The 25,827-nt window shown below is 67.0% G+C and carries 21 protein-coding genes; 12 read left to right on the top strand and 9 right to left on the bottom strand.

Annotation, left to right across the window (positions count from 1 at the left end; translation table 11 throughout):
- Window positions 1-60 precede the first annotated feature (60 nt).
- From GOPIP_RS07915 to GOPIP_RS07875, 9 genes are read left to right on the top strand one after another with little or no spacing between them, the layout of a single operon-like run.
- Window positions 61-1,404, top strand: a complete 1,344-nt coding sequence (locus GOPIP_RS07915; RefSeq protein WP_006369085.1) for an aromatic ring-hydroxylating oxygenase subunit alpha — start codon at window positions 61-63, stop codon at window positions 1,402-1,404.
- Window positions 1,404-2,441, top strand: a complete 1,038-nt coding sequence (locus tag GOPIP_RS07910; RefSeq protein ID WP_020172743.1) for an FAD-binding oxidoreductase — start codon at window positions 1,404-1,406, stop codon at window positions 2,439-2,441. Before GOPIP_RS07915 ends, GOPIP_RS07910 begins: the two co-directional genes overlap by 1 nt.
- A 7-nt stretch (window positions 2,442-2,448) precedes the next feature.
- A complete protein-coding gene (locus GOPIP_RS07905; protein WP_006369082.1) occupies window positions 2,449-3,765 on the top strand; it encodes a sarcosine oxidase subunit beta family protein in 1,317 nt (438 codons plus the stop codon).
- A gap of 53 nt (window positions 3,766-3,818) precedes the next feature.
- Window positions 3,819-4,109 (top strand): sarcosine oxidase subunit delta, encoded by a 291-nt coding sequence (locus GOPIP_RS07900; protein ID WP_006369080.1) that lies wholly within the window; start codon window positions 3,819-3,821, stop codon window positions 4,107-4,109.
- Window positions 4,106-6,931 (top strand): 2Fe-2S iron-sulfur cluster-binding protein, encoded by a 2,826-nt coding sequence (locus GOPIP_RS07895; RefSeq protein ID WP_006369079.1) that lies wholly within the window; start codon window positions 4,106-4,108, stop codon window positions 6,929-6,931. The genes GOPIP_RS07900 and GOPIP_RS07895 overlap by 4 nt, the downstream gene beginning before the upstream one ends.
- Window positions 6,924-7,601: a sarcosine oxidase subunit gamma gene (locus tag GOPIP_RS07890; RefSeq protein ID WP_006369078.1), complete on the top strand. Its 678-nt coding sequence runs from the start codon at window positions 6,924-6,926 to the stop codon at window positions 7,599-7,601. The genes GOPIP_RS07895 and GOPIP_RS07890 overlap by 8 nt, the downstream gene beginning before the upstream one ends.
- On the top strand, window positions 7,594-8,442 hold the full coding sequence (gene purU / locus GOPIP_RS07885) for a formyltetrahydrofolate deformylase (RefSeq protein ID WP_006369077.1): 849 nt from the start codon (window positions 7,594-7,596) through the stop codon (window positions 8,440-8,442). Before GOPIP_RS07890 ends, purU begins: the two co-directional genes overlap by 8 nt.
- 23 nt (window positions 8,443-8,465) lie before the next feature.
- Window positions 8,466-10,919 carry a GcvT family protein gene (locus tag GOPIP_RS07880; RefSeq protein WP_006369076.1) on the top strand — a complete coding sequence of 818 codons (2,454 nt, stop codon included), beginning with the start codon at window positions 8,466-8,468 and terminating at the stop codon, window positions 10,917-10,919.
- Between the two features lie 59 nt (window positions 10,920-10,978).
- Window positions 10,979-11,770 carry an IclR family transcriptional regulator gene (locus tag GOPIP_RS07875; RefSeq protein ID WP_014358372.1) on the top strand — a complete coding sequence of 264 codons (792 nt, stop codon included), beginning with the start codon at window positions 10,979-10,981 and terminating at the stop codon, window positions 11,768-11,770.
- 204 nt (window positions 11,771-11,974) lie between these two features.
- Here the strand turns inward: GOPIP_RS07875 and GOPIP_RS07870 are convergent, their stop codons facing one another.
- From GOPIP_RS07870 to GOPIP_RS07840, 7 genes are all read right to left on the bottom strand, one after another.
- Window positions 11,975-12,415, bottom strand: a complete 441-nt coding sequence (locus tag GOPIP_RS07870; protein ID WP_006369074.1) for a DoxX family protein — start codon at window positions 12,413-12,415, stop codon at window positions 11,975-11,977.
- A 100-nt stretch (window positions 12,416-12,515) separates the two neighbouring features.
- Window positions 12,516-13,142, bottom strand: coding sequence for an MBL fold metallo-hydrolase (locus GOPIP_RS07865; protein WP_006369073.1), 627 nt, complete (start codon window positions 13,140-13,142; stop codon window positions 12,516-12,518).
- Complete coding sequence (locus GOPIP_RS07860) at window positions 13,142-14,233, bottom strand: S-(hydroxymethyl)mycothiol dehydrogenase (protein WP_006369072.1); 1,092 nt, start codon at window positions 14,231-14,233, stop codon at window positions 13,142-13,144. Before GOPIP_RS07860 ends, GOPIP_RS07865 begins: the two co-directional genes overlap by 1 nt.
- 172 nt (window positions 14,234-14,405) lie before the next feature.
- Complete coding sequence (locus GOPIP_RS07855; RefSeq protein WP_006369071.1) at window positions 14,406-15,653, bottom strand: helix-turn-helix transcriptional regulator; 1,248 nt, start codon at window positions 15,651-15,653, stop codon at window positions 14,406-14,408.
- Window positions 15,654-15,726: 73 nt separating this feature from the next.
- Complete coding sequence (locus GOPIP_RS07850) at window positions 15,727-16,791, bottom strand: NAD(P)-dependent alcohol dehydrogenase (RefSeq protein ID WP_006369070.1); 1,065 nt, start codon at window positions 16,789-16,791, stop codon at window positions 15,727-15,729.
- A 186-nt stretch (window positions 16,792-16,977) separates the two neighbouring features.
- Window positions 16,978-18,183 (bottom strand): methyl acetate hydrolase AcmB, encoded by a 1,206-nt coding sequence (acmB, locus tag GOPIP_RS07845; protein ID WP_006369069.1) that lies wholly within the window; start codon window positions 18,181-18,183, stop codon window positions 16,978-16,980.
- Between the two features lie 42 nt (window positions 18,184-18,225).
- Complete coding sequence (locus GOPIP_RS07840; protein ID WP_006369068.1) at window positions 18,226-19,827, bottom strand: flavin-containing monooxygenase; 1,602 nt, start codon at window positions 19,825-19,827, stop codon at window positions 18,226-18,228.
- A 191-nt stretch (window positions 19,828-20,018) separates the two neighbouring features.
- On the opposite strand from GOPIP_RS07840, the gene GOPIP_RS07835 reads away from it, so the two are divergent.
- Window positions 20,019-21,818: a sigma-54-dependent Fis family transcriptional regulator gene (locus tag GOPIP_RS07835; protein ID WP_006369067.1), complete on the top strand. Its 1,800-nt coding sequence runs from the start codon at window positions 20,019-20,021 to the stop codon at window positions 21,816-21,818.
- Window positions 21,819-21,862: 44 nt separating this feature from the next.
- On the opposite strand, the gene GOPIP_RS07830 is transcribed toward GOPIP_RS07835, so the two are convergent.
- Window positions 21,863-22,381: a Rho termination factor N-terminal domain-containing protein gene (locus tag GOPIP_RS07830; protein ID WP_006369066.1), complete on the bottom strand. Its 519-nt coding sequence runs from the start codon at window positions 22,379-22,381 to the stop codon at window positions 21,863-21,865.
- 151 nt (window positions 22,382-22,532) lie between these two features.
- Between GOPIP_RS07830 and GOPIP_RS07825 the strand changes: the two genes are divergently transcribed.
- Complete coding sequence (locus GOPIP_RS07825; protein WP_006369065.1) at window positions 22,533-22,805, top strand: DUF7218 family protein; 273 nt, start codon at window positions 22,533-22,535, stop codon at window positions 22,803-22,805.
- A gap of 136 nt (window positions 22,806-22,941) precedes the next feature.
- Here the strand turns inward: GOPIP_RS07825 and GOPIP_RS07820 are convergent, their stop codons facing one another.
- Window positions 22,942-24,381: an aldehyde dehydrogenase gene (locus tag GOPIP_RS07820; RefSeq protein WP_006369064.1), complete on the bottom strand. Its 1,440-nt coding sequence runs from the start codon at window positions 24,379-24,381 to the stop codon at window positions 22,942-22,944.
- A gap of 185 nt (window positions 24,382-24,566) precedes the next feature.
- On the opposite strand from GOPIP_RS07820, the gene GOPIP_RS07815 reads away from it, so the two are divergent.
- Window positions 24,567-25,751: a 4-hydroxybenzoate 3-monooxygenase gene (locus GOPIP_RS07815; protein ID WP_006369063.1), complete on the top strand. Its 1,185-nt coding sequence runs from the start codon at window positions 24,567-24,569 to the stop codon at window positions 25,749-25,751.
- Window positions 25,752-25,827: the final 76 nt, after the last annotated feature.

The raw sequence follows: 25,827 nt of genomic DNA, 5'->3' as shown, positions 1-25,827 counted from the left end.
GCATATCCACATATCGATTCCCACGTGAAAATCACTGGCCAAGAGAGGCATTCATCTCCCATGACCGCAAACATGGTCGCGGGCGCCGCCGAGGCGGGAGCCGAATCCGACCGACTCGACCCGGCCGCCAGAGCGCTCCTCGACGAGCGCGTCGTCGGCGAGAGCCTGCCCGCCCCGTTCTACGTCGACCGGGAGTGGTTCGACCGCGACCTCGACGAGATCTTCGCCAAGCGGTGGATCTTCGTCGCCACCGAAGCCGAGATCGCCGAGCCCGGTGACTACCTCACGGTGAATCTCGGCCGCAGTTCGGTCATCATCGCCCGCGATGACGAGCAGGTCGTCCGTGCCCACCACAACGTCTGTCGGCACCGCGGCGCCCGGCTGCTCACCGACGACCACGGCAGCACCGGCACCATCGTCTGCGCCTACCATTCCTGGACCTACGGTATGGACGGCCGGCTGATGTTCGCCGACGCGCAGGCGCCCGGCTTCGACAAGAAGTGCTTCTCACTCCGGCCGGTCGCGCTCCGCACGATCGCCGGGCTGATCTTCATCTGCCTCGCCGACGAGCCGCCCGCCGACATCGACGAGGTCGCCGCGATCGTCACGCCCTACCTCGAACCCCACGGTCTCGGGAACGCCAAGGTCGCCAAACAGACCGATCTCATCGAGAACGGCAACTGGAAACTCACGATGGAGAACAACCGCGAGTGCTATCACTGCGGTGGGCATCCGGAACTGCTCAACGTGTTCTTCCCGATCTGGGGCTTCGCCGACTCCGACGCCATCCCCGAACGGCTCCGTCCCGCCACCGCCCGATATCGTCAGGCCACCGACGAGATGACCGACCTGTGGCGACGACGCGGACTACCCTATGATCGGATCGTTCAACTCGACACGCGCACAACCGGTTTCCACATCGAGCGTGAGCCGATGGATCTTGCCGGCGAATCGTTCACCCTCGACGGCACCGTCGCCTGCACCCGCCCGCTCGCCGACGCCCTTCCCGATCGCCGACTCGGTCGCCTCTCGATGCACCTGCAACCCAACATGTGGCTACACATCACCGGCGACCACGCCGTGCTCTTCTCGGCCATCCCGCTCGCCCCCGACCAAACACTGGTCCGCACCACCTGGCTGGTCCACGCCGACGCCGTCGAAGGCGTCGACTACGACCTCGACCGGCTGACCGGCGTCTGGGAGATCACCAACCAGCAGGACGCCGACCTCGTCGCCCTCGCCCACCAGGGCATCGCCGACCCCGCCTACCTTCCCGGCCCGTACGGCCCGTCCGAGGTCCAGGTCGAGGCCTTCATCAACTGGTACATCACCGCGTTGCGCACCACACTGGGCGTCACACATCAAGTGGCGCAACCGGTGTCACAGATTCCGGAGAGCGCCTGATGAGCGACGAACACCTTCTGGTCTGCGTCGAACGCACCCCGGCGACCCACGACATGACGACGTTCACCTTTCGCGCCGTCGAACCCCACACCTTCGTGTTCAACCCCGGACAGTTCCTCACCATCGGGGTCACCATCGACGGCCGCACCGTGCAACGCTGCTACAGCATCTCCTCACCGCCGACCCGCCCCGACACCCTGTCCATCTCGGTCAAACGCAAGACCGGCGGCCACGTGTCGAACTGGTTGCACGACAACATGACACCGGGCATGACGATGACCGCCAGCGGTCCCCTCGGCCGATTCAGCTACATGGGCAAAGGCGCCGAACGCTACCTGTTCATCTCCGCGGGTAGCGGGATCACCCCCATCATGTCGATGATCCGCGCCGCCACCGACGGCACCACGTCCGGGCCGTACCGCTCCGGCGAGCACACCGACATCGTATTCATCCACAGCGCCCGCACCCTCGAGGACATCCCATTCCGGGCCGAACTCGAACAACTCTCCGTCGCCCACCCCGGACTCGACGTGGCCTTCGCCCTCACCCGTGCACACCTCGACGACCCGTCGGCAACCGCTCCCCGGCGCCTCGACGCCGCCACCCTCCTACGCATGTGCCCCGACCTCGCCGACCGCGAGGTCTTCCTCTGCGGCCCCGGACAATTCCGCAGCGGCGTCCGGTCCGCGCTGATCGCATCCGGCGCCAGTCTCGCCCACATCCACGAGGAGAGCTTCGGTTTCGTCCTGCCCACGCCCACCGACGACGACGGCCCCGGCATCACCGTCGACTTCACCCGCCGCGCCCGCCGCGTCAACGTCACCGCGGGCAGCAGCATCCTCGCCGCCGCCGCGGCCGCCGGCGTCACCCTCCCCTCGACCTGCGGCGTCGGCCTGTGCGGCTCCTGCAAGGTCACCAAGGTCTCCGGCGACGTCGTCATGAACCATCAGGGCGGCATCCGCAACCGCGAGATCGAGCAGGGCAAGATCCTGCTCTGCTGCTCCGAACCCATCTCCCCCGTCGTCATCGATTTCTGAGGACACCATGACCCCCGACCCCGCTCGCTCCGCTCCCGGCGCCCAACCGACACGGCCCGCTCGCTCCGCTCCCGGCGCCGGCTCCACTCGGCCCGCTCGCTCCGCTCCCGGCGCCGGATTACCCGAGCACCCCGACTTCCTCTGGCACAACCCCGAGCCCCAACCCACCTACGACGTCGTCATCGTCGGCGGCGGCGGTCACGGGCTCGCCACCGCCCACTACCTCGCCCACAATCACGGCATCACCAATGTCGCGGTCCTCGAACGTGGTTGGCTTGCCGGTGGCAACATGGCCCGCAACACCACCCTCATCCGTTCCAACTACCTGTGGGACGAGAGCGCAGGCATCTACGGACACGCACTGAAACTGTGGGAGGGTCTCGAAGAGGAGCTCGGATATCCGATCCTGTTCAGTCAGCGGGGCGTTCTCAACCTCGCACACACCGAGCAGGACGTCCGCGACTCCGTTCGCCGAGTCGAGGCCAACCGGCTCAACGGAATCGACGCCGATTGGCTCGACCCCAAGCAGGTCGCCGAGATCTGCCCGATCGTCAACACCTCCGCCGACATTCGTTATCCGGTCATGGGGGCGACCTTCCAGCCGCGCGGTGGGATCGCCAAACATGACTGGGTCGCTTGGGGATTCGCACGCAGCGCCAGTACCGCAGGCATCGACATCATCCAGAACTGCGAGGTCACCGGGTTCGAGACCACCGACGGCAAGGTGACCGCGGTCAACACCTCACGCGGGCGCATCGGGGCGGGCACCGTCGCCCTGTGCGCCGCCGGGCACACCTCCACTCTCACCGATCAACTGGGCTTCGGCTTGCCGCTGCAATCCCATCCGCTGCAGGCCCTCGTCTCCGAGCTCCTCGAACCCGTCCATCCGACCGTCGTCATGTCGAATGCGGTGCACGTCTACGTCTCCCAGGCCCACAAGGGAGAACTCGTGATGGGTGCGGGCGTCGACTCCTACAACGGCTACGGCCAACGCGGCGCGTTCCACATCATCGAACGACAGATGGCCGCCGCCGTCGAGCTGTTCCCGATCTTCGCCCGCGCCCGGCTGCTCCGGACCTGGGGCGGCATCGTCGACGTCACCCCCGACGCCTCCCCGATCCTCGGCGCCACCCCTTACGACAACCTCTTCGTCAATTGTGGTTGGGGCACCGGAGGATTCAAGGCCACCCCCGCTGTCGGCTGGTGCCTGGCCCACACCATCGCGACCGGCGCGCCGCACCCGATCAACGCCCCGTTCACCATCGACCGGTTCACCACCGGTCGACTCATCGACGAGCACGGCGCGGCCGCCGTGGCGCACTAGCCCACCGACCCACCAGCGCAGACCATCGACTCCACACAAGCCCGGAGAACCCCATGCAACTGATTCCCTGCCCGCACTGCGGGCCGCGCGAGGAGACCGAGTTCCACTACGGCGCCGCCGCGGGCGTCGAGTATCCCGCGCAGCCGCAGACCCTCGACAACGACGAGTGGGCCAACTATCTGTTCTTCCGTCCGAACCCGAAAGGTGTTCTCGCCGAACGCTGGTGCCACAGCGCCGGTTGCCGACGGTGGTTCACCATCACCCGAGACACCGTGACCTACCGGTTCACCGGCACGCCGGCCGCCGCCCCGGTGTCGACCTCAGCTCCCGGGCCACGCCGATGACCCACTCACTCACCGATCTCCGCACCCCCACCGGCGGCCGCATCGACCGCACCCGACCCATCGACTTCGTCTTCGACGGCGTCACCTACACCGGCTACGCCGGCGACACGCTCGCCTCGGCACTGCTGGCCAACGGCGTCCGCACCATCACCAGCAGCGTCAATCTCGGTCGGGTCCGCGGGATCACCGGCTCGTGGTCGGAGGATGCCACCGCCCAGGTCGGGATCGACGCCCCCTACAGCGAACCGATGGTGCCGGCCACCATGATCGAACTCTGTCCCGGGCTCGTCGCGCATGGCGTCCCCGGATGGGGCAAGCTGTCCGCCGACATCGACACCGCCCGTTACGATTCGCTGCATCACCATCCCGAGCTGCTCGTCGTCGGCGCCGGTGCCGCCGGTCTGATGGCGGCGGTGATGGCCGCACGCGCCGGCGCGCGGGTCATGCTCGTCGACGAACGCCCCGAACCCGGGGGCGCCACCCCCGGCGCCCCGTGGGTCGCCGACGCGGTCGCCGAATTCGACGCACACCCGCACACCACCCGACTCGTCCGCACCACCGCATTCGGTGGCTACGACGATGGCTTCGTGCTGGCGGTGGAACGCCGCACGGATCATCTCGGCGAGTCCTCTCTTCTCGGGGCAGCGACCCGGATCTCGAGGCAACGCGTGCACCGCATCCGAGCGAAACGGATCGTCATCGCGGCCGGTGCGCATGAGCGTCCGATCGTGTTCGGCACCAACGACCTTCCCGGCGTGATGCTCGCCGGAGCCGCCGCCGACTACCTGCACCGGTACGGGGTACTCGTCGGCCGAGAAGCCGTGGTGTTCACCGCCTGCGACTCCGCGTACGCCGACGCCTTCGACCTCGCCGAGTCGGGTGTGCACATCGCGGCCCTCGTCGACGTGCGGCCGCACGTCTCGTCGGATCTGCTCGAGCGCGCCACACATCTCGGTATCGACCTCCGCACCTCCGATGCGGTGGTGCGCGCCATCGGCGACGAGTCCGTCGAGGCCGTGGAGTTGCTCGACGGCACCATCATTGGCTGCGACACCGTACTGGTGTCGGGTGGTTGGAATCCGGCGGCGCACCTGTGGAGTCAGCTGCGGGGTGCCATCGCCTTCGACGCCGACGCCGCCGCCTTCCTGCCCACCGGCACCCTCCCGAATACCGATATTGCCGGTGCCGCAGCCGGACTGTTGACCACCGGCTCCTGTTTGACCGACGGCAGGCGGGCCGGTCTCACCGCGCTGCGTGCCCTCGGTGCGGTGCTGCCCGAGTACCGCGGTGTACCGCGCACCGCCGACCGCACCCCGGCCGCGACGGCCGTGTACTGGCTTGTGCCGCAGTCGGAGCCGGAGTCGTCCTTCGTGGACCTGCAGCGCGACGCGACCGTCGCCGACGTCGAGCGAGCGGTCGGCGCGGGTATGCGGTCGGTGGAGCATGTCAAGCGCTACACCACCATCGGCACCGGCCACGATCAGGGCAAGACGTCGGGGATCGTCGCCTCCGGCATCGTCGCCGAACTCCTCGGGATCGACGTCTCCGACGCCGGTACCACCACCTTCCGTCCGCCCTACACGCCGGTCTCGTTCGCCGCGCTGGCCGGACGCAACCGCGGCGACCTCTACGATCCGATCCGCCGGACCCCGTTGCACGAGTGGCACATCGAGCGCGGTGCGATCTTCGAGGACGTCGGGCAGTGGAAGCGTCCGCGGTTCTACCCGCGCGGCGGCGAGGACATGGAATCGGCGGTGCTGCGCGAATGTGGTGCCGTCCGTTCGGGAGTCGGCATTCTCGACGGATCCACGCTCGGGGTCATCGACGTGGCCGGCCCGGACGCACCGGTCTTCCTCGATCTGCTCTACACCAACCTGATGAGCACCCTGAAGGTCGGCAAGGTGCGCTATGGCGTCATGTGCGGGCCCGACGGGATGGTCCTCGACGACGGCACGGTGATGCGGATCGCCGAGGACCGCTACACCGTCTACACCACCACCGGCAACGCCGCGAAGATCCTGGACTGGATGGAGGAGTGGCATCAGACCGAGTGGCCGCATCTGCAGGTGTTCACGACGTCGCTGACCGACCATGTCGCCACGTTCCCGGTGGTCGGGCCGCACTCGCGTGAGGTCGTCGGCGCGGTATTCCCCGACCTCGACGTCACCAATGAGGCGTTCGCCTTCATGGACTGGCGCGACACCGCCTTCGACGGGGTCCCCGTGCGACTGGGCCGGGTGAGTTTCTCCGGTGAGCTCGCCTACGAGGTCAACGTGGCCGCCGAGTACGCCGAAACCCTGTGGCGTGCACTGATCGACGCGGGCTCACCGTATGGCATCACCCCGTACGGCACGGAGACGATGCACGTGCTGCGCGCCGAGAAGGGGTACCCGATCATCGGGCAGGACACCGACGGCACCGTCACCCCGCATGATCTCGGGATGAGCTGGGTGGTGTCGAAGAAGAAGGCCGACTTCCTCGGCAAACGCTCCTTCGACCGGCCGTCGAATCAGGACCCGAACCGCAAGCACCTGGTGGGATTGCTGCCCACCGACAGCGCCACGAAGCTCCCGGAGGGTTCGCAGATCATCGCCCACCGCGCCGACCGCACGCTGCCGGCACCGCCGGTCGCGATGCTCGGGCATGTCACCTCGAGTTACCGCAGTGCCGAACTCGGTCGGCCGTTCGCCCTCGCCCTGGTCAAGGGTGGACGCGAGCGGATCGGCGCCCTCCTCGATGTGCCAATCGGTGATCGACTGGTCGAAGTCGAGGTCACCACAACGGTTTTCGTCGATCCGGAAGGAGCTCGTCGTGATGGTTGAGCACACCTGTACTTCTCGCTCGCCCCTGCACGGCTGGGCGAGCGCCTTCGCCGCCCTGGCCCCTGCGGTGCAGGTGTGCGAGTCACCTGTCGCGCAGGTGGTGGTCCGGACCACCGACGCGAACGCGATCGCGCGTCTGGATCTGCCGGCAGCCTGCCACGTCCGTCGCGGCGGTGCGGATGGCGACGGTGATGACGGTGACCGGGGCGAGGTGGCGATCTGGCTGGGCCCCGACGAATGGCTGCTGTGCCGGCCCGGGATCCCCGGCCACGAGTACCTCGCCGAGGTCACCGGGCGACTCGGCGACGCCCAACCCGGCACCTTTCTGATGGATGCCAGCGGGCAGCGCACCCGCCTGCTCCTGGCGGGTGAGCACGCGCGCACCGTCCTCGCACACGGCTGCGCGATCGACCTCGCACCGGAATCGTTCGGCCCGGACGAAGCCGCGCAGACCCTGCTCGCGCAGACCGGGGTCATCCTGCATCGCTCCGGCGACGACCCGGCGTCGGGATTCGCTCTGCTCGTGCGTTCCTCCTTCGCCGACTACCTCGCCCACTGGCTGCTCGACGCGGCAGCGGAGTATTGCCACACCGACGCGGCAGCGGAGTATTGCCACACCGACGCGGCAGCGGAGTACTGCACCAGCACAGAAGGACCCGGCCATGTCTGACACGTTCATCCTCACCCTGCGTTGTCCGTCGCGCAGCGGCATCATGCATGCCGTCTCGTCATTTCTCTACAGCCACGGATGCGAGGTGGCCGATCACCGGCAGTTCGACGACCCGCTCACCCACACGTTGTTCGTCCGCACGGAGTTCGTGTGCGCGCGCGAGGCCGGCGCCGAGGAGATGACCCGCGCCTTCGAGTATCTCGCGGCCGGTATCGACGCCGAGTTCACGATCACCGATCACGCGCCGCAACGCATTCTGGTGATGGTCTCGACGCTCGGTCACTGCCTCAACGATCTCGTGTTCCGTTGGCGCTCGGGCACCCTCGGCGGCGACCTGGTCGCGGTCGTGTCCAACCACACGGCTCTCGAGCCGATGGCGGTCTCTGCCGGCTTGCCGTTCCATCACGTGCCGGTCACCCCGGATACCAAGGCGCAGGCCGAATCCCGACTGCTCGGACTCGTCGACGAGTACGACGCCGATCTCGTCGTACTGGCCCGGTACATGCAGATCCTCTCCGACGAGACGTGTACTGCGTTGCGTGGCAGGGCGATCAACATCCACCACTCATTCTTGCCCGGCTTCAAGGGCGCCAAGCCCTATCACCAAGCCCACCAGCGGGGCGTCAAGTACGTCGGCGCCACCGCGCACTACGTGACCCCCGACCTCGACGAGGGACCGATCATCGAGCAGGAGGTGATCCGCATCGACCACACCCACGACCCGCGACGTCTGGCCACCGTCGGCAGCGATGCCGAGGCACTCGCCCTCTCGCGAGCCGTGCGCTGGCACAGCGAGAATCGCGTTCTGATGAACGGCACCAGCACCGTCGTCTTCAGCTGACCCCGACCCGAAAGAACCCTCCCATGAGCACACCGAAAGTCGTGATCGTCGGCGCCGGGATCGTCGGCACCTCGCTGGCCGACGAATTGACCGGGCGCGGCTGGACCGACGTCACCGTCGTCGACCGCGGACCGTTGTTCGCCACCGGCGGATCGACTTCGCACGCACCGGGACTGGTCTTCGCGACCAACCCGTCGAAGACGATGACCGAGTTGGCGGCCTACACGTGCGAGAAGTTCTCCGGGCTGACCCATCCCGACGGATGGTGTTTCAACCACGTCGGCGGACTCGAGGTGGCGACCACCGACGTCCGGTGGGGTGATCTGCACCGCAAGGCCGGGTGGGCCGCATCCCGTGGTGTCGACCACGAGTTGCTCACCCCCGCAGAATGTGTCGCGAAGTATCCGCTACTCGACCCCGACCTGATCCTCGGTGGGCTGTACACGCCGCGCGACGGACTCGCCAAGGCGTTGCGCGCGGTGGAGGCGCAGGCCACTCGCGCCACCGAACGGGGCGCACGGTTCGTGGGCCATCAGGAGGTCGTCGACGTCATCGAGTCCAACGGTTCGGTCCGGGGTGTGCGCACCACCACCGGGACCTTCGACGCCGACATCGTCGTGTGCTGCACCGGGTTCTGGGGCCGGGAGTTCGGCCGCCGGGTGGGCCTGACGATCCCGTTGGTGCCGATGGCCCACCAGTACGCCTACACCACTCCGCTGGCCTCGCGGAAGGGCGTCAATTCGGCTGTCGCCGAGGCATCGCTGCCGATCCTGCGTCACCAGGATCAGGATCTCTACTACCGCGAGCACGGCGACCGGCTGGGTATCGGCTACTACGGTCACCGCCCGATGCCGACCGATGTCTCCGCCCTCGACCACGAGTCCACGATCTCCCTCGAGGAGATGCCGTCGAAGGTGATGTTCACCCCCGACGATTTCACGCAGGCGTGGGAGCAGAGCACCCGATTGCTCCCCGAGCTGGCCACCGGCAAGGTGGAGGAGGGCTTCAACGGGATCTTCTCGTTCACGCCCGACGGCCATTCGGTGGTCGGCGAACACCGTGAACTGCACGGCTTCTGGGTCGCTGAGGCCGTGTGGGTGACCCACTCCGCGGGCATCGCACGCACCGTCGCCGAGTCGATGATCGACGGTGCCGCCTCCGTCGACACCCATGAGTTCGATCTGTACCGCTTCGAGGAGGCCGGGCTGACCGACGACGCGATCCTCGCCACAAGCTCACAGTCTTTCGTCGAGGTCTACGACGTCATCCACCCGCACGATCAGCGCACGGCGCCGCGGCAGGTGCGGACCAGCCCGTTCTACGACCGTCAGGTCGCACTCGGCGCGCAGTTCTGGGAAGCCGGCTTCTGGGAGCGGCCCGCATGGTTCGAGGCCAACCAAGGTCTGCTCGACGACCTCGTCGCCGGCGGATTCGGGATACCGGAACGGGATTCGTGGTCGGCGCGGCACTGGTCGCCGATCTCGGTCGCCGAAGCCGCCCACACCCGCAGCCACGTCGCCCTGTACGACATGACCCCGCTCACCCGCTACGAGCTGTCCGGGCCAGGGGCTCTCGATCTGTTGCAACAGCTGACCACGAACAATCTCGACAAGTCGGTGGGATCGGTGACCTACACCCTCATGCTCGACGAGAAGGGTGGTGTCCGTTCGGATCTGACGGTCGCCCGGCTCGCCGACGACGTCTTCCAGGTCGGCGCCAACGGTCCCGTCGACTTCGACTGGATCGCCCGACACCTGCCCACCGACGGCGTGACGCTGCGCGACATCACCGGCGCCACCTGCTGCCTCGGCCTCTGGGGGCCATCGGCGCGGGAGGTGCTGGCGCCACTGACACCCACCGACCTCACCAACGAGGGGCTCAGGTACTTCCGGTGCGTACAGACGACGATCGGCCCGATTCCGGTCACGCTGATGCGGGTGTCCTACGTCGGCGAACTCGGTTGGGAGATCTACACCGGCGCCGAGTACGGGCGTGGCCTGTGGGATCTGTTGATGACCGCCGGGCACGAGCACCGGATCATCCCTGCGGGCCGAATAGCGTTCAACGCGTTGCGGATCGAGAAGGGCTACCGGTCGGCCGGCACCGACATGACCACCGAGCACACCCCCGATGCCGCCGGCCTGGGCTTCGCGGTGCGCATGAGCAAGGACGACTTCGTGGGCAAGAGTGCACTGGCCGAACGTGTCTCGACGACTCGCCTGCGTACCCTCCGATTCACCGATCCCACGGCCGTCGTCCTCGGCAAGGAACCGGTATCGGTGGGCGGTGCGGTCGTCGGCTACATCACCAGCGCGGCCTGGTCACCGACCCAGCGGGCCTGCCTGGCCTACGCGTGGCTGCCCGCTGATCTCGAGGATGGCGTCGAGGTGTCCGTCGCCTACCAGCGCACCACCTATCGGGCGGTACTCGGCCCCGACGTCTCCGTGGATCCCGCGATGTCGCGCATCCGGAAGTAGACCCTGTGACCTCGGTGTTCGATCCCCCGCTGGGGTGGTCGGCTAGAGTTGGTCGGGTCATGCCCACCAAGGAGAGCAACCCGTCCGAGAACTCCGGCTCCGGCGCCGTCCAGTCGGTCGACCGGGCCCTGCAGATCCTCGAGCTCATCGGGCAACACGGGGCGGCCGGCGTCACCGAACTCGCCGCCGAACTCGGCGTGCACAAGTCGACGGTCTCCCGTGTCATCGGCTCGCTGGAGGCACGCGGCTTCGTCGAGCAGGAGCCTGGCGGCCGCAAGTATCGCATCGGTTTCACCGTGGTGCGTCTGGCCAGTTCGACCAGCGCCACCCTCGACCTGTCCAAACAGGGGCAGGAGATCTGCGAGATGCTCGCCGCGGAACTCGGCGAGACCGCCAACATCGCCGTACTCGGCGGCACGCAGGCGGTCAACATCGTTGAGGCACAGGGCACCTCGAGCGTCGCTCTGCACACCTGGATCGGTCAGACCTCCCCGGCGCATGCCACGTCGTCGGGCAAGACCCTGCTCGCCGCGCTATCCGACGACGAGGTGCGCGCCACCTTCATCGCCGGACTGCCCGGCTACACCGAACACACCATCACCGAGATCGACGCCCTGCTCGCCGATCTCGCCCGTATCCGCGACCGCGGGTGGGCGATCGCCGAGGAAGAACTGGAACTCGGACTCGTGGCGGTCGCGGCACCCATCCGGGATCACAGCGGCGCCGTGATCGGCGCGTTGAGCGTGTCGGGACCGAGATACCGCCTCGATCCCGACGACGCCCCCGCCCTCGCTGCCACTGTGCAGCGTGCCGCCGCAGAACTCAACTCACGCTTCGGTTTCCGCGGCTGACGCCGGTCGTCGGTGGGCCCGGATTCCCATCGGTGCGGCGGGTCTCGAGGCTCGGCGCCCGGGGCGCCGAGCACCTCGACCATCGGGGGATGGACTCGCCCACACGCGGGCAACATCCCATTCGATGGTCGAGGTGCGAGCCGCGTGCGGCGAGCCTAGAGACCACTTGCGCCGCAGCTGATTCCGATCACCAGGCAAAACGCCTCAGGCCGGCTCGGCCACTCCTGCCTCGCCCGACGCAGAACCCTTGCGCGACAACACCGATCCCAGTGCGAGCTGGCCGGCGCCGACGAAGACGAGCAGCAGCAATGCCCAGCAGAACAGCGCTGCCGAGTCGCCCTCGTTCTGGATGGGCAGCAGACCGTCGCCCTGATGCTTCCAGAAGTAGGCGACGGCCATCGATCCCGATCCGATGAGCGCCGCGACGCGGGTACCCACGCCGAGCATGATCAGCAGCCCGCCGACGAACTGGATGGCCGCAGCCCACCACGAGGGCCAGGCACCGAAGTCCGCGGTCTGACCGCTGTACGGCGCCACCGGCCACGCGAACAGCGTGGACGTGCCGTGGCAGAAGAACAGGAAGCCGACGACGATTCGGAAGACCCCGATCGCCCACGGGGAGAGTCTCTCAAGTGAGGTTAGCATTGCCTAATAGTGACAGTGTTTGCGCATGCAACCAATAGTCTGGCAAGCAACTGTGAGCCACTCCATAGATCGTGATCATCTGGCCCGCAGGGCCCCGACCTCAGCTGCCGCGCTTGATCCATTCCTCCAGATGGGGCGCCTCGGCGGCGACGGTGGTGCCGTCGCCGTGACCTGTGTAGACCTTGGTCTCCGGGTCGAGGGTGAAGATCTTGGTCCTGATGGACTCGATGATCGTCGGGAAGCTCGAGAACGAGCGCCCGGTCGCGCCGGGCCCGCCCTGGAACAGGGTGTCACCGCTGAACAGCACGCCGGCCTCCGGCGCGTAGATCACCGATGAGCCCGGCGAATGCCCCGGGGTGTTGATGATCGTCAGCGCGGTGCCCGCGACCTCGATCTCCTGCCCGTCGGCGAGATCGCCGTGGCCTACGTCGGGATGGGTGTCGTTCCACAGCATGTCGTCGCCGGGATGCAGCAGGATCGGTGCACCCGTCTCCTTCGACAACTCCGGTGCGACGGTGATGTGGTCGTTGTGCCCGTGGGTCAACAGGATCGCCTTGACGGTGCGTCCGCCGACCGCGTCGAGGATCGGCGCGGCCTTGTGCGCCGCGTCGATGATGACGACCTCGCTGTCGTCACCGACGATCCAGATGTTGTTGTCGACGTCCCAGGTGCCGCCGTCGAGGCTGAAAGTGCCTGAGGTGACCACGTTCTCGATCTGCAGGGGCATCAGAGTTCCACCACCGAACGCAGCACCTTGCCGGCCTCCATCGCCGAGAACGCGTCCTCGACGTCGCCGAGGCCGACACGTTCGGTGACGAACTTTTCCAGCGGGAGACGCCCCTGTTCGTAGAGGTCGATGAGCATCGGGAAGTCCCGCTCGGGTAGGCAATCGCCGTACCAGGAGGACTTCAATGCGCCACCGCGAGAGAAGAAGTCGACCAGCGGGAGCTCGAGGGTCATCTCCGGGGTCGGCACGCCGACGAGCACCACGGTGCCGGCGAGGTCACGGGCGTAGAAGGCCTGCTTGTAGGTTTCGGGTCGGCCGACGGCGTCGACGATGACGTCCACCCCGTTGCCGTCGGTGAGATCCTGCACGGCGGTGATCACGTCGTCGACCTCGGCACCGTTGATGGTGTGGGTGGCACCGAGATCGGTGGCCCACTCCAGCTTTGCCGGGTCGCGGTCGATCGCGATGATGGTCGTGGCACCGGCCAGCCGCGCGCCGGCGATGGCGGCGTCACCGACACCACCGCAGCCGATGACGGCCACCGAATCCCCGCGACCCACGTTGCCGGTGTTCATGGCCGCACCCAGACCGGCCATCACACCGCAGCCGAGTAGTCCGGCCACTGCCGGGTCGGTCTCGGGATTGACCTTGGTGCACTGCAATTCGTGGATGAGGGTCTTCTCGATGAACGCGCCGATGCCCAGGGCAGGGGTGAGCTCGGTGCCGTCGGTCAGCGTCATCGACTTCGACGCGTTGAAGGTGTTGAAGCAATACCACGGACGGCCCCGCTTGCAGGCGCGGCACTCACCGCACACCGCACGCCAGTTGAGGACGACGAAGTCGCCGACCTCGACGTGACTGACGTCGGACCCGACGGTCTCGACGATGCCCGCCGCCTCGTGCCCGAGCAGGAATGGGTACTCGTCGTTGATCCCGCCCTGCTTGTAGGCGAGGTCGGTGTGGCAGACACCGCATGCCTGGATCTTCACGATCACATCGCGGGGCCCGGGGTCGGGGACCACCACATCGACGAGCTCCGTCGGAGCACCCTTGCTCCGCGAGATGACTCCCTTGACCGTCTGCTCCGACATATCCGCTTCTCGATCCTCTCGATACGACTCTGGTTGGGGACAACGCTGGACTGCGCCATGCAGTCGTAGTAGTCCCGTCCCAAGTCTTGTGGCGTCGACGAACACATGCATCCGCCCGAATGGATGGTTCTACCTAGACGAAAGTACAGCCGCACTCGACCGCCAAGGGCGATCAGTCGGCCGTGATGCCCGCCCGAGCCGCGAGCAGACCGGCTTCCCCGCGGTTGGAGACCTGCAGTTTCTGCAGGATCGAGGTGACGTGGAATTTGATCGTGGACTCACTGACACCGAGATCGGTGGCGATCGACTTGTTGCGCCGGCCGAGGGCCAGGTGACCCAGCACCTCGACCTCCCGCGGATTGAGCGACGACAGCAAATCCTCCCCGGGTCGCGCGTCGGGAGTCTGCAGCGGGATGTGCGCCGACACCCGACTGCCCCACCCGGGGATCGTCTCGACCTCGAGGCGCCCGTCGAGCGCCTGCAGCCGTCCGGCCAGCTGGCGCCGCAACGCGTCGCCGTCGAGTTCGCCGCTGCCCTGGTCACGGACATCGACGACCAGATCGTCGCCCTCCGCATCCCAGGAGATCCGCACCCGCACGAGGTGCGCCTGGGCGACGACCGCCACCGCAACGGCGCGAACGATCGCCCGCGCGGCATGCGCGATCTCCCCGGGCAGCGACCGGCCGTCGGCGGTCGGTCCACCGAAGTCCACCTCGGCGTCGACGTGCCTCAGCACCGGTTCGAGTTCGGCCCGCAACCGGGAGAACGCGGTGCCCAGCGCCTCGGTCGCCAGCTTGTGGTCGGCGTCGCCGACCGTACGCAACGCGATCAGCGCCGACGACGCGGTGTCGGCGGCCCGGGTGCGGGCTGTCCGATCGTCGAGGTCGCGGGCACGCAGCGTCGTCAGGATCGCCGCGAGGGTGTCCTCGTGGGTCTCGGTCAGCTGGGTGATGGTGCGCGCCCGCTCACTCGACGCCGCCCGCGACTCGGCGAGATAATCCGGGCTGGCCTGGGCGACCTGCTGGCGGATCGAGACCGCGACGATCGCAAACCAGGCGCGCAACAACTTCGGCGACCCCGACAACGCCCGCTTGGGCACCAGGACGAGCAGCGTGTCGGTCTCGTCGCGCACCACCCGCACCCGACGTGACGCGCCCCCGACCACCGCGTCACGCTCGATCACCTCACCGACGACCGTCTCGTCCTTGATCGCATCGAGTTCGGCGATGGTGACCCGGTCGACGATCGCCGGGTCGCCGGCGACCTTGCGGGGCCGTCCGGTGCACTCGCGGGTGAAGATGACCAGAGCATCGTGCGGACACTGCGACGTCAGGAACCGGGAGAACCGGATCGCGATCTCCGGCAGCGGTCCGTCGATGACGGTGCGCAGTCGTTGCCAGCCGTCGGGGTCGCTCGTCACGTTCCCATTCTGGCTGACCGCGGTGGGGTGACAACGACCGCGCCCCGGCTTCTCCCGTACCCGGATGCCCCGGTCAGAAGGTGATCAGCGGTTTGACGATGTTGTCGCGCTTCTCGGCCATCATGACGAATGCCTCCTCGACGTCGTCGAAGCCGAAGCGATGGGTCGTCATCACCGTCGGGTCGACCTTGCCGGTCGTCATCAGGGTGAACAGCCGCGACATCCGGTCACTACCACCGGTACACAATCCGGTCCGAATGGTCTTGTCTCCCATGCCCAGTCCCCACGCCGTCAGATCCAGTGGCAGCGGCGCCGGGTTCTCGCCGTGATAGCCGATGTTCGACAACGTGCCACCGGCCTTGAGGCAGGCCAACGCGGCCTCGAAGGTCTGCGGGAAGCCAAGCGCCTCGATCGAGGAATCCACCCCGACGCCGCCGGTGAGGTCCATGATCTGCGCGACGGGATCACCGGCGGTGAAGTCGACGATGTCGTCGGCGCCGAAACGCTGTGCCAGAGCGATACGTTCGGGGCGCGACTCGACGGCGATGATCCGCCCCGCACCCCGCAGTTTCGCCCCGATGGTGGCGCACAATCCGACCGCCCCCTGCGCGAAGATCGCCACGGTGTCCCCGATCTCGATCTGCGCGTGCTCGGCTCCCATCAGTCCGGTGCTGAGCATGTCGCAGGCGTACACCGCGGCGTCGTCGCTCAACTCGTCCGGAATCGGGGCGAGATTCCCCCGCGCCGCCGGCACCAGGAAGTACTCGGCCATGTTGCCGTCGACCTGCGCGGTGTACTTGTAGCCGCCGAGGAGCCCACCGCATTGGCTGGTGAAACCACGCTGACAGTAGGAACATTCGAAGCACGGCGTCACCGCGTTCACCGCGACGCGCTGCCCCTCGGTGAAGCCGGTGACCGCGGAGCCGAGTGCGGCGATCACGCCCACCGACTCGTGTCCGAGGGTGCGGCCGTTCTCGACGGGCAGCGCGCCCTTGACGGTGTGCACATCCGACGTGCAGATCAGTGAGGCGGTGGTCTTCACCAGGGCCTCGTTGGGGCCGGGGGTGGGTATGGGCTTCTCGACGATCGCGGTCTTGCCGATCTCGAGCATCGTGAAGGTCTTCATCGAGGCGGACATGGGGCTCATCCTTTGGTTTCGGGAAAAGAGAAGTGGTTTCGGAAAGGGAAGAAGGTGTGGCAGTGCCCGGACTCGGGCATGAGTGATCAGCCCGCCATGCCGGGGATGGCATGGCGGGCCAGGGTGCGGGGTAACCCGCACCGGTACTCCTCGGACGTCCGGCCCCGGGGCCGGCCCGTGCAGGGGTTAGGGCTTCAGGGCGTCGTAGAAGGCCGTCTCGAACTCCATGTACTTGGTGAACGAGGTCGGGTCGCCGAACGGCAGGATCTGGGTGGCCCAGTATCCGCCGTACCCGTTCTGCCGGTCGATCCAGTAGAAGAGGTTGGCCAGCCCCGCCCATCCCTGGGCACCTGCCGGGCGGCCCGTCGGCGCCGTCTCGTTGTTGATCATGAACGGCAACGACCACGACTTCGACTGTCCCGGGAAGAATTCCGCGTCGTTGGACAGCGACGGGATGACGCCCGGCAGCATGGTGACCGGCAGATCACCGAGATGATTGCGCAGCGCCATCTCCACGGTCTCGGCCTTGAGAACCCGACCACCTTCTCCCACACCGTCGTTGAGCCACATCCGGATGAATTTCATGTAGTCACCGACGGTCCCGTACAGGCCGTGTCCACCGAAGTCCACCTCCGGCGGCGACGGTAGTTCGAGACCCATCGGGGTCAGCGAACCGTCGGCATCACGCGCGTGGATCTCAGTCAGATGCGACCGGAAGTCCTCGCGCAGAATGAAACTCATGTTCTCGATCCCGAGCGGGGCGAAGATGCGTTCGGCGAACACCTCACCGAGTCGCTTCCCGCGCAACCCCTCGACCACCTGACCGACCCAGTCGATGTTGGTTCCGTACTGCCACCGTTCGCCCGGATCGAAGAGCAGCGGAGTCATCAGCGCCGCCCGGCTGGCCGTGGTGACGCTGGGCTGCCCCTTCTCCTCGGCGAGCCGGTTGTAGATCTCGTCGAAGAAGTCGTAGCCGAATCCGCCAGTGTGCGTGAGCAATTGGCGGGTGGTCGGCACCGACTTCGGTGCCCGCAGGATCGGTTCGCCGGCGTCGTCGAAGCCTTCGATCACCTGCAGGGTGCCGATGGCGGGCGCATAGGTGCTCGCCGGCGCGTCGAGGTCGAGGAGACCTTCCTCCACCAGCTGCAGCGCCGCGGTCGCGGTGATCGCCTTGGTGGTGGAGAAGATCGCGAACACGTCGTCGGTGGTCATCGGAGCCGACCCGCCCAGGCTGCGTTGGCCCGCAGCTCCGGAGTACACGGTGCGGTCACGGTCGGTCACCATCGCCACCACGCCGGGCACGCGGGCGTCCCCGGTGACGGCTTCGGCGAGAATCCGATCGGCGGCACTGGTGAACGCGGAGACATCGAGTGAAGAGAATGTGCTGGTCATAGCTTTATCCTTCCACGGATATGATCTGGATCACACTGTCCGTCAGGACAGTGCGAAACCCTTGTAGCCGGCCGCGGCGGCCTCGAGCGTGGCATCCCGGTAGGCGCCGACGCCGCCGACGTAGGACAGGACCCGACGCGGCTTGCCGGGCACGTTCGACCCGACGTACCAGGAGTTGGTCTTGGAGATGAGGTTCGCGTCGGCGAGTTCGTCGTGGTGGGCGACCCAGGCTTCCTCACCCTCGGCAGTCGGTTCGATGACCGTCTTGCCGGTGGCGCGCATGTGCCGGATGGCCTCGCTGATCCACTCGGTCTGCTGCTGCAGGCAGGTCGTCATGTTGCACAGCGCCGCCGACGGCGCCAACGGCACCGCGGTGGTCAGCATGTTCGGGTAGCCGTGCACCATCAGGCCCATCGTCGTGCGGATGTCACGACTCCAGTCGTCGGCGAGGCTGCGGCCGTCGCGACCACGGATGTCGATGCGGGTGAGCGCACCGGTGCCGGCGTCGAATCCGGTCGCCATGATGATGACGTCGAACTCGTGCACGGTGCCGTCGGCGAGCTCGATGCCGTTCTCCCGGATGCGGGTGATGGGGTTGTCGCGCACCGGAACCGCGGTCACGTTGTCGCGGTGATAGACCTCGAGATAGTTGGTCTCGAGCGGCACCCGGTGCGTGCCGAAGCCGTAGTCAGTCGGGATCAGCAGATCGCACAGTTCCGGGTCGACGAGGCGGGCGCGCATCTTCTCCCGGACGAACTCCGAAACCTCCTCGCTGACCTGTTCGTCGGAGAAGATCTCGGCGAACGAGGCGAGCCAGAGTTTCAGCGAACCGTTCTCGTAGTCGTCCTCGAGCCGCGCCCGCCGCTGCTCGGGGGTGAGATCCTCCCAGGCGTCGGTGAAGTCGTACTCGAATCCGGTGAACGTGTGCGGCAGGGTGTCCTTCAGTTCACCGAATCGCGACTTGTACCAGGCAACCTCGTCGGGACCGTAGGACGGATTCTTCATCGGCAGTGCGTACTGCGGGGTGCGGATGAACACCTTCAGCTCGTCGACGTCGGCGGCAATCGACTGGATGACCTGGATTCCGGTCGCGCCGTTGCCGATCACGCCGACGCGCTTGCCCGCGAAGTCGATGCCCTCCTTGGGCCAACGCGCGGTGTGCACGAGCCGACCACCGAAGTCGGACTGTCCGGGGAACAGATCCTTCATCGGCGCCGAGAGCATCCCGCAGCAGGTGACGAGGAACTGCGTGTCGATGGTGTCGCCGTCGGCGGTGGTCAGTGTCCACCGGTTGCGGTCCTCGTCGAAGACCGCACTGGTGATCTCGGTGTCCAGCGAGATGTCACGGCGCAGGTCGAGCGAGTCGGCGACGTAGTTGAGCCACCGTTCGATCTCCTCCTGCCCGGGGAAGCGCTGGCTCCAGCTCCACCCGTTGTAGAGGTCCTCGTCGAACAGATACTGGTAGATATAGGCCTCCGAATCGAAGCGCGCGCCCGGATAGCGGTTCCAATACCAGGTGCCGCCGACGCCGGACGCCTTGTCGTAGGCCCGCACCTCGAGCCCCTGCTCGCGCAGCATGTGCAGCTCGTACAGGCCGGCGACTCCCGTGCCGATCACGGCTGCGTCGAGTGTGGTTGTTGCCATCATTCCTCCTGGTTGTGACGGTCCTCACGTTCGCCAGCCAGTGTCGAGAGTGTCCGGGCAGTCTCGGGTGTCCCAAATTGGGACACCATTCCTGACCCGTTGAACGGTGTCGTCGCAGTTGAGGGCGTTGCATAATCGACCGTTGTGGGGCAGGTCACAATAGGGGGCCGACGGGAGGAGGACGCACGACGATGACCGATATCCGTGAGCGGCAGCTCCGCATCGCCGCCGCCCGGGCCGATTTTCTCGAGTACGGGCCGGCGGGTGCCGCGGGTGTCGACGACGTGGTCGCGGCATCCTGGGAGCGCAGCCACGATGCCGGCGTCGATGCCGATCACTACACCGTGGCCTACTTCGAGGACATCGACTTCGACTCCCGGTTGGCTCGCTGCGCGCAACCGGTGATCGAGCGCCTCGCCCGGGACATGTCCGACGTGCCGGTTACCATCGCCCTGACCGACGCCAAAGCACGCATCGTCGACCGCCGCGATTGTTCCACGGCCGTCGGGCGCGTCCTCGACCGCGTCGACTTCCAGCGCGGATTCTGCTTCGACGAAAGCGACGTCGGAACAAACGGCGTCGGAACGGTTTTCGAGGTCGGAGCACCCGTCACCGTGGTGGGCAACGAACACTTCAATCAGTCGCTCGTGCAGTTCGCCTGTGCCGGTGCCCCGGTCTTCGACCCGCTGACCGGCCGCGTCGCCGGAGTCCTCGACGCCAGCATGCTCGCCGACACCTGGAATCCCTTGGTGGACGCGCTGATTCGCTCGGCCGCCGCCGACATCGGCCGCAATCTGCTGCTCGACCGCAGCCAGGCCAAGCGCGCACTCTTCGAGACCTATCTGCGCGCCGACTCCCGTCCGCGCCAAGCGGTGATGGCCGTCGGCAGCGCGACGCCCCAGCTCACCGGCGCCGACACCGTGATGGCCAACGAGCGTGCACGAGAAATGCTTTCGCCGGCCGATCAGGAACGCGTGGTGGAGTTCACTCGTTTCCTGATGTCTCGCCACGATCCGGGCGCTCGTCGGGTCACCCTCGATGACGGACGAAGCATTCGGTTGCGATCGACCGCCATCACCTACAACGGCGACACCGTGGGTATGGTGCTGCTGCTCGACGAGGATGCCGGGGTGCCGTCGGGTTCGGTTCGGCTGCAACCACTTCGGTCGCTGTCGACGCCGATCGCGCGGAGCGAACCGGCGAGCAGTCCCGCATGGCAGGCCGCCCGCGCCGAGGCACTCGCCGCCCTCGAATCGGGAACCGGGGTGCTGGTCATCGGCGAGCCGGGCTCGGGACGACTGAGCCTGATCGCCGAGACCTTCCACGAGGTCTACGGCGACGCACCGGTGGTCGTCATCGACGCACAACGCGTCGAACGTGGCGAACAGGTCGCCGGACCCGAGAAGGCTGTGGACGACTGCTCACTGCTGGTGATCCGCCATCTCGACAAGGTCTCCGCCATCACCGTGGACACGTTGACCGACCTGGTGGCTACCGCCACCGATGCGGGGTACTTTCTCGCGGTCACCATCGAGCCGCCCACCGACGACCATCCCTCGGCGGTCTCACTTCCAGGCATCGGTCAGTCCGTCACCATACCGCCGCTGCGGCTGCGGGGTATCGACCTCCACACGATCGTGGTGCGCGTCGTCAAAGCCCTGGCGCCCCAACGCAACAGCCGGATCAGCCCGAAGGCCATGCGCATCCTCGCCGCCTACTCGTGGCCCGGCAACATCCCGCAACTCCGTGAGGCCCTCGCCGAGGCGCTGCGCAGGCGGCCCATCGGCGAGATCCAGCCCGACGACCTGCCCGGGTACTGCCGGGCGAACACCACTCGCGCGCTGACGACGCTCGAGGCCAACGAACGCGACGCGATCATCGTCGCACTCACCGAATGCGACGGCAACCGGGTCCGCGCAGCCGCGTCATTGGGACTCTCGCGCAGCTCGCTGTACCGAAAGATCCACGCGTACGGCATCTCCGGGGTGTAAGGCGGGGCACTACTCCAGTGCCCTGAACGACACAGCGCCTGGTATTACTTCAGGGCTTCGAGGAGTTGGGCCTTGGTCATCGACGAATAGCCTTTGATGCCCTTGGCTTTCGCCTGCGCTCGAAGTTCGGCGACTGTCGGGCCGCGACCGGACGTCTCGGGTGAGGGCGCCTTGGTCGGCGCTGCCGGCTTCTTGGCTGGTGCGGACTTCTTGGCGGGCGCCGTCGCGGACTTGGCAGGCGCTGTCGCGGCGGGCGCCGTCGCGGTCGTGGCCGGCGCTGTCGGCGTCTTGGCGGGCGCCGTCGCGGTCGTGGCCGGCGCTGTCGGCGTCTTGGCGGGCGCTGTCGGTGCCTCTGCGGGAGCTACCGGTTCCTGCTTGTCGCCACCCAGGCCGACGACCTTCAACACCTCGGCGCGCAACGCCGCCACATCACCTTCGGCGCGACTGATGCGCTTGCGCGCGGCCTTCTCGACCTTGGCGAGCTCCTTGGTCAGGCGGCCGATCTCCGCCTCGAGTCGCTTGATCGCCCGATCCTTCTTGCCCGCCCCGTCTTTCTTGCCCACGCCCGCTGTCCTCCCTCGTCAACCCGCTGTTTGGGGACCAGGGTAAGTGGGAAAGACCGTCAGGGAGTGGACTCAACACGCCCAAAGCCGAACTTTCCGGGCATTGCGACCCACTCCGTCAGTACCGTGGATTGCACGAAAGGAGAAAACCATGCCGCAGCAAGAGGATCCCGGCCCGTCGGTGAAGGACGACGAGCTCTACGAAAAGCTCCGCGATGAGGGCAACTCCAAGGAGAAGTCCGCGCGGATCGCCAATGCCGCCGCCAACGAGGGCCGCTCATCGGTGGGCTCCAAGGGCGGTCGCTCCGGCTCATACGAGGACTGGACCGTCGATGAACTCCGATCGCGGGCCAAGGAACTCGACATCTCCGGATACTCGTCGATGAAGAAAGACGAACTGATCGAGACGCTGCGCGACCACTGAGAACAGCCATTGGGGCGACGCAATGCGCGCCATACGAATACAGATTCCACGTGAGCGGGCATCGGACCCCGAAAATCGGGGTTTTTGGGCCAACTTTGTGGAATCTGTATTCGTACTCGGGCCGGACGTGCCGGTCTCAGGCGTAGATCGACTTGTACACCAGGTAGGCCTCCATCGATTGCGGCCCGAGTTCTCGTCCGATACCGCTGTCCTTGACGCCACCGAATGGCGCGCCCGGATCGGGCATGTACCGGTTGATGCCGATGGTTCCGGTGCGCACCCGCCGCGCCACATCCTTGCCGCGGTCGGGATCGGAGGTCCACACCGAACCACCGAGACCGTAGTCGGAGTCGTTGGCCAGCCGGATCGCGTCGTCGGTGTCGGAGTAGCGGATCACCGAGAGGACCGGACCGAAGATCTCCTCCTGCGCGATGGTCGAGTGGTTGTCGACGTCGGCGAACAGGGTCGGTTGCACGAACCAGCCTCGGTCACGTTCGCTGCGACCACCGCCGACCACGACGCGCGCTCCGTCACCCTTGCCCTTCTCGATGTAGCCCTCCACCCGATCGCGATGAGTGCGACTGGCCATCGGGCCGATCATCGTCGACTCGTCGAGCGCATCGCCGACCGGCAGACTGCTCATGAATGCCGCCAAGGTGTCGACGACCTCGTCATACCTGTTGTCGGGGGCCAGGATTCGGGTTCCGAGGTAGCAGGTCTGGCCGTTGTTGACCAGCAGGCTCTCGAAGAGTCGCTCCCCCATCACCGACAGGTCGAGATTGGCATCGTCGAGGACGATCGCGGCGGACTTGCCGCCGAGTTCCAGGGTCACCGGGCGCAGCAGCTGCCCGCAGGTGGCCGCGATCTGTCGGCCGGCCGCGGTCGACCCGGTGAACGCCACCTTGTCGACGTCGCGGTGCGAGACCAGGTAGGCGCCGGTCTCCCGGCCACCGGGCACCACGTTGACGACGCCGTCGGGGATGTCGCTCTCGGCGACGGCCTCGGCGAACAAGAAGGCGTCGAGCACCGTTTCCGGTGACGGCTTGAGCACGATCGCGCAGCCGGCGGCCAGCGCCGGACCGTATTTGAACGCCGCGAGTGCCTGCGGATAATTCCACGGGACGATCGCCCCGACCACACCGACCGGTTCCCGGCGCACCAGCGTCGTCCCGCCGAACAGGTGGTCCTGCTCGACCTCGAAGGAGAACCCACGTGCCAGCCCCGCGTAGTACCGCAGCAGGGTCAGCGGGACGCCGGTTTCGAGCTGACTCGAGATGGCGATCGGCATGCCGTTCTGCGCCGACACCCGGCGAGCCATCTCCTCGCCTTTGGTCTCGAGGATGTCAGCGAGCTGTTCCATCGCATCGGCACGGCGCGACGGTTCCCAGCGCGCCCAACCTTGCGGATCGTCGAACGCCGCCCGCGCTGCGGCGACCGCGGCGTCCACATCGGCCTCGACCGCAGCCGGCACCACACCGATCTGTTCCTCGGTGCTCGACGACACGACCTCGATCTGTTCACCCGATGCCGGGGCTACCCACTGTCCGCCGATGAAGAGTTTGTCGTAGGTGATCATTCACGCCTCCTGAGATGTCCACGCAATCACTGCTGTGTGCCGCGGGTCACAATCCAGTGTGCCGCAGCTGCCCAGTCGTGACACCCGCTTCTGCTGCACATCGGCATGTGCTTTCACTGAGTGGAAGTGCGGTCTGGTGGTTGTGACAACGCTCTCTCTACCGTGTGCTCAACCAGAGGAGTCACATGTCCACCTTCACCAGCACCACCCGCACGCAGGTCGCGATCGTCGGCGGCGGTCCGGCCGGCCTGATGCTCTCGCACCTGCTGCATCGGGCCGGAATCGAGAGCATCGTCCTCGACACCCGCACCTACGAGCAGATCGAGACCACCCACCGCGCCGGAATCCTGGAGCGGGACAGCGTCCGGTTGCTCGTCGAATCCGGGGTCAGCGACCGCGTCCTCACCGACGGCCACGAACACCAGGGCATCGACCTGCGCTTCGACGGTGTCAGCCACCGCATCGACTTCCAGAAACTCGTCGGCGCCTCATGCTGGCTCTACCCACAGACCGACGTGTTCATCGATCTCCACGCCGCACGGGTTCGTGACGGCGGCGACCTCCGCTACGGCATCGCCGACACCGCGGTCACCGACCACCGCGACGCCCCTCGTGTGGCCTACACCGATGCCGATGGGCGCCACGAGATCCGGGCCGACCTCGTCGTCGGCGCCGATGGCTCGCGCAGCATCTGCCGCGACCTCGTCGCCAACCCGCAGCGACTGTTCCGCGAGTATCCGTTCGCCTGGTTCGGCATCCTCGCCGAGGCTCCGCGTAGCGCACCCGAATTGATCTACACCCGTTCCCCGTTCGGCTTCGCGCTGATCAGTCAGCGCACGGAGTCGGTGCAGCGCATGTACTTCCAGTGCGACCCGGCCGAGAATCCCGACGACTGGTCCGACGACCGGATCTGGGCCGAACTGCAGCGCCGGCTGGCCGGACAGGACGGTTTCGCGTTGCAGGAAGGTCCGATCATCGACAAGAGCGTGCTGCCGTTCCGCAGCTTCGTGCAAACCCCGATGCGCGACGGAAAGTTGCTCCTCGCCGGCGATGCGGCACATACGGTTCCCCCGACGGGCGCCAAGGGGCTCAACCTCGCCCTCGCCGACGTCCGGGTGTTGGCCGAGACCATCGAGCGAACCCTGCTCGCGGACGACGAGACGGCACTGGACTCCTACACCGACCGTGCACTCGCCCGCGTCTGGAAGGCTCAGCACTTCTCGTACTGGATGACGACGATGCTGCACAAGGCTTCCGACGCATCGGACTTCGACGAGCGCCGCCAGCTCGGCGAACTCGAAACCCTGACGGCCTCCGAGGCCGGATCGGCCTATCTCGCCGAGGGATACACGGGCTGGCCCTCGGTCTGATCTGCCGGGCGGCCGCCCCGCGATGGTCGAAACACCCCGCGTCTTTCCGATGGTCGAGGAGCCCCGCCCTTTTCCG

It is taken from the genome of Gordonia polyisoprenivorans NBRC 16320 = JCM 10675 (genome assembly GCF_000241325.1).
GTDB classification, from domain to species: domain Bacteria; phylum Actinomycetota; class Actinomycetes; order Mycobacteriales; family Mycobacteriaceae; genus Gordonia; species Gordonia polyisoprenivorans.
The sequence above is the reverse complement of the archived record's forward strand: the minus strand, read 5'-3'. Positions and strand labels throughout refer to the sequence as shown.

Bases quoted from the DNA above. Each gene is read 5' to 3' on its own strand.
- GOPIP_RS07850 (WP_006369070.1), bottom strand. From the start codon at position 16,791: ATGTCCGCCTCGATGAAGACCTTCACGATGCTCGAGATCGGCAAGACC.
- GOPIP_RS07815 (WP_006369063.1), top strand. From the start codon at position 24,567: ATGTCCACCTTCACCAGCACCACCCGCACGCAGGTCGCGATCGTCGGC.
- GOPIP_RS07890 (WP_006369078.1), top strand. From the start codon at position 6,924: ATGGTTGAGCACACCTGTACTTCTCGCTCGCCCCTGCACGGCTGGGCG.
- GOPIP_RS07820 (WP_006369064.1), bottom strand. From the start codon at position 24,381: ATGATCACCTACGACAAACTCTTCATCGGCGGACAGTGGGTAGCCCCG.
- GOPIP_RS07835 (WP_006369067.1), top strand. From the start codon at position 20,019: ATGACCGATATCCGTGAGCGGCAGCTCCGCATCGCCGCCGCCCGGGCC.
- GOPIP_RS07825 (WP_006369065.1), top strand. From the start codon at position 22,533: ATGCCGCAGCAAGAGGATCCCGGCCCGTCGGTGAAGGACGACGAGCTC.
- GOPIP_RS07880 (WP_006369076.1), top strand. From the start codon at position 8,466: ATGAGCACACCGAAAGTCGTGATCGTCGGCGCCGGGATCGTCGGCACC.
- purU (WP_006369077.1), top strand. From the start codon at position 7,594: ATGTCTGACACGTTCATCCTCACCCTGCGTTGTCCGTCGCGCAGCGGC.
- GOPIP_RS07870 (WP_006369074.1), bottom strand. From the start codon at position 12,415: ATGCTAACCTCACTTGAGAGACTCTCCCCGTGGGCGATCGGGGTCTTC.
- GOPIP_RS07865 (WP_006369073.1), bottom strand. From the start codon at position 13,142: ATGCCCCTGCAGATCGAGAACGTGGTCACCTCAGGCACTTTCAGCCTC.
- GOPIP_RS07910 (WP_020172743.1), top strand. From the start codon at position 1,404: ATGAGCGACGAACACCTTCTGGTCTGCGTCGAACGCACCCCGGCGACC.
- GOPIP_RS07895 (WP_006369079.1), top strand. From the start codon at position 4,106: ATGACCCACTCACTCACCGATCTCCGCACCCCCACCGGCGGCCGCATC.
- GOPIP_RS07915 (WP_006369085.1), top strand. From the start codon at position 61: ATGACCGCAAACATGGTCGCGGGCGCCGCCGAGGCGGGAGCCGAATCC.
- GOPIP_RS07875 (WP_014358372.1), top strand. From the start codon at position 10,979: ATGCCCACCAAGGAGAGCAACCCGTCCGAGAACTCCGGCTCCGGCGCC.
- GOPIP_RS07900 (WP_006369080.1), top strand. From the start codon at position 3,819: ATGCAACTGATTCCCTGCCCGCACTGCGGGCCGCGCGAGGAGACCGAG.
- GOPIP_RS07860 (WP_006369072.1), bottom strand. From the start codon at position 14,233: ATGTCGGAGCAGACGGTCAAGGGAGTCATCTCGCGGAGCAAGGGTGCT.
- GOPIP_RS07840 (WP_006369068.1), bottom strand. From the start codon at position 19,827: ATGGCAACAACCACACTCGACGCAGCCGTGATCGGCACGGGAGTCGCC.
- acmB (WP_006369069.1), bottom strand. From the start codon at position 18,183: ATGACCAGCACATTCTCTTCACTCGATGTCTCCGCGTTCACCAGTGCC.
- GOPIP_RS07905 (WP_006369082.1), top strand. From the start codon at position 2,449: ATGACCCCCGACCCCGCTCGCTCCGCTCCCGGCGCCCAACCGACACGG.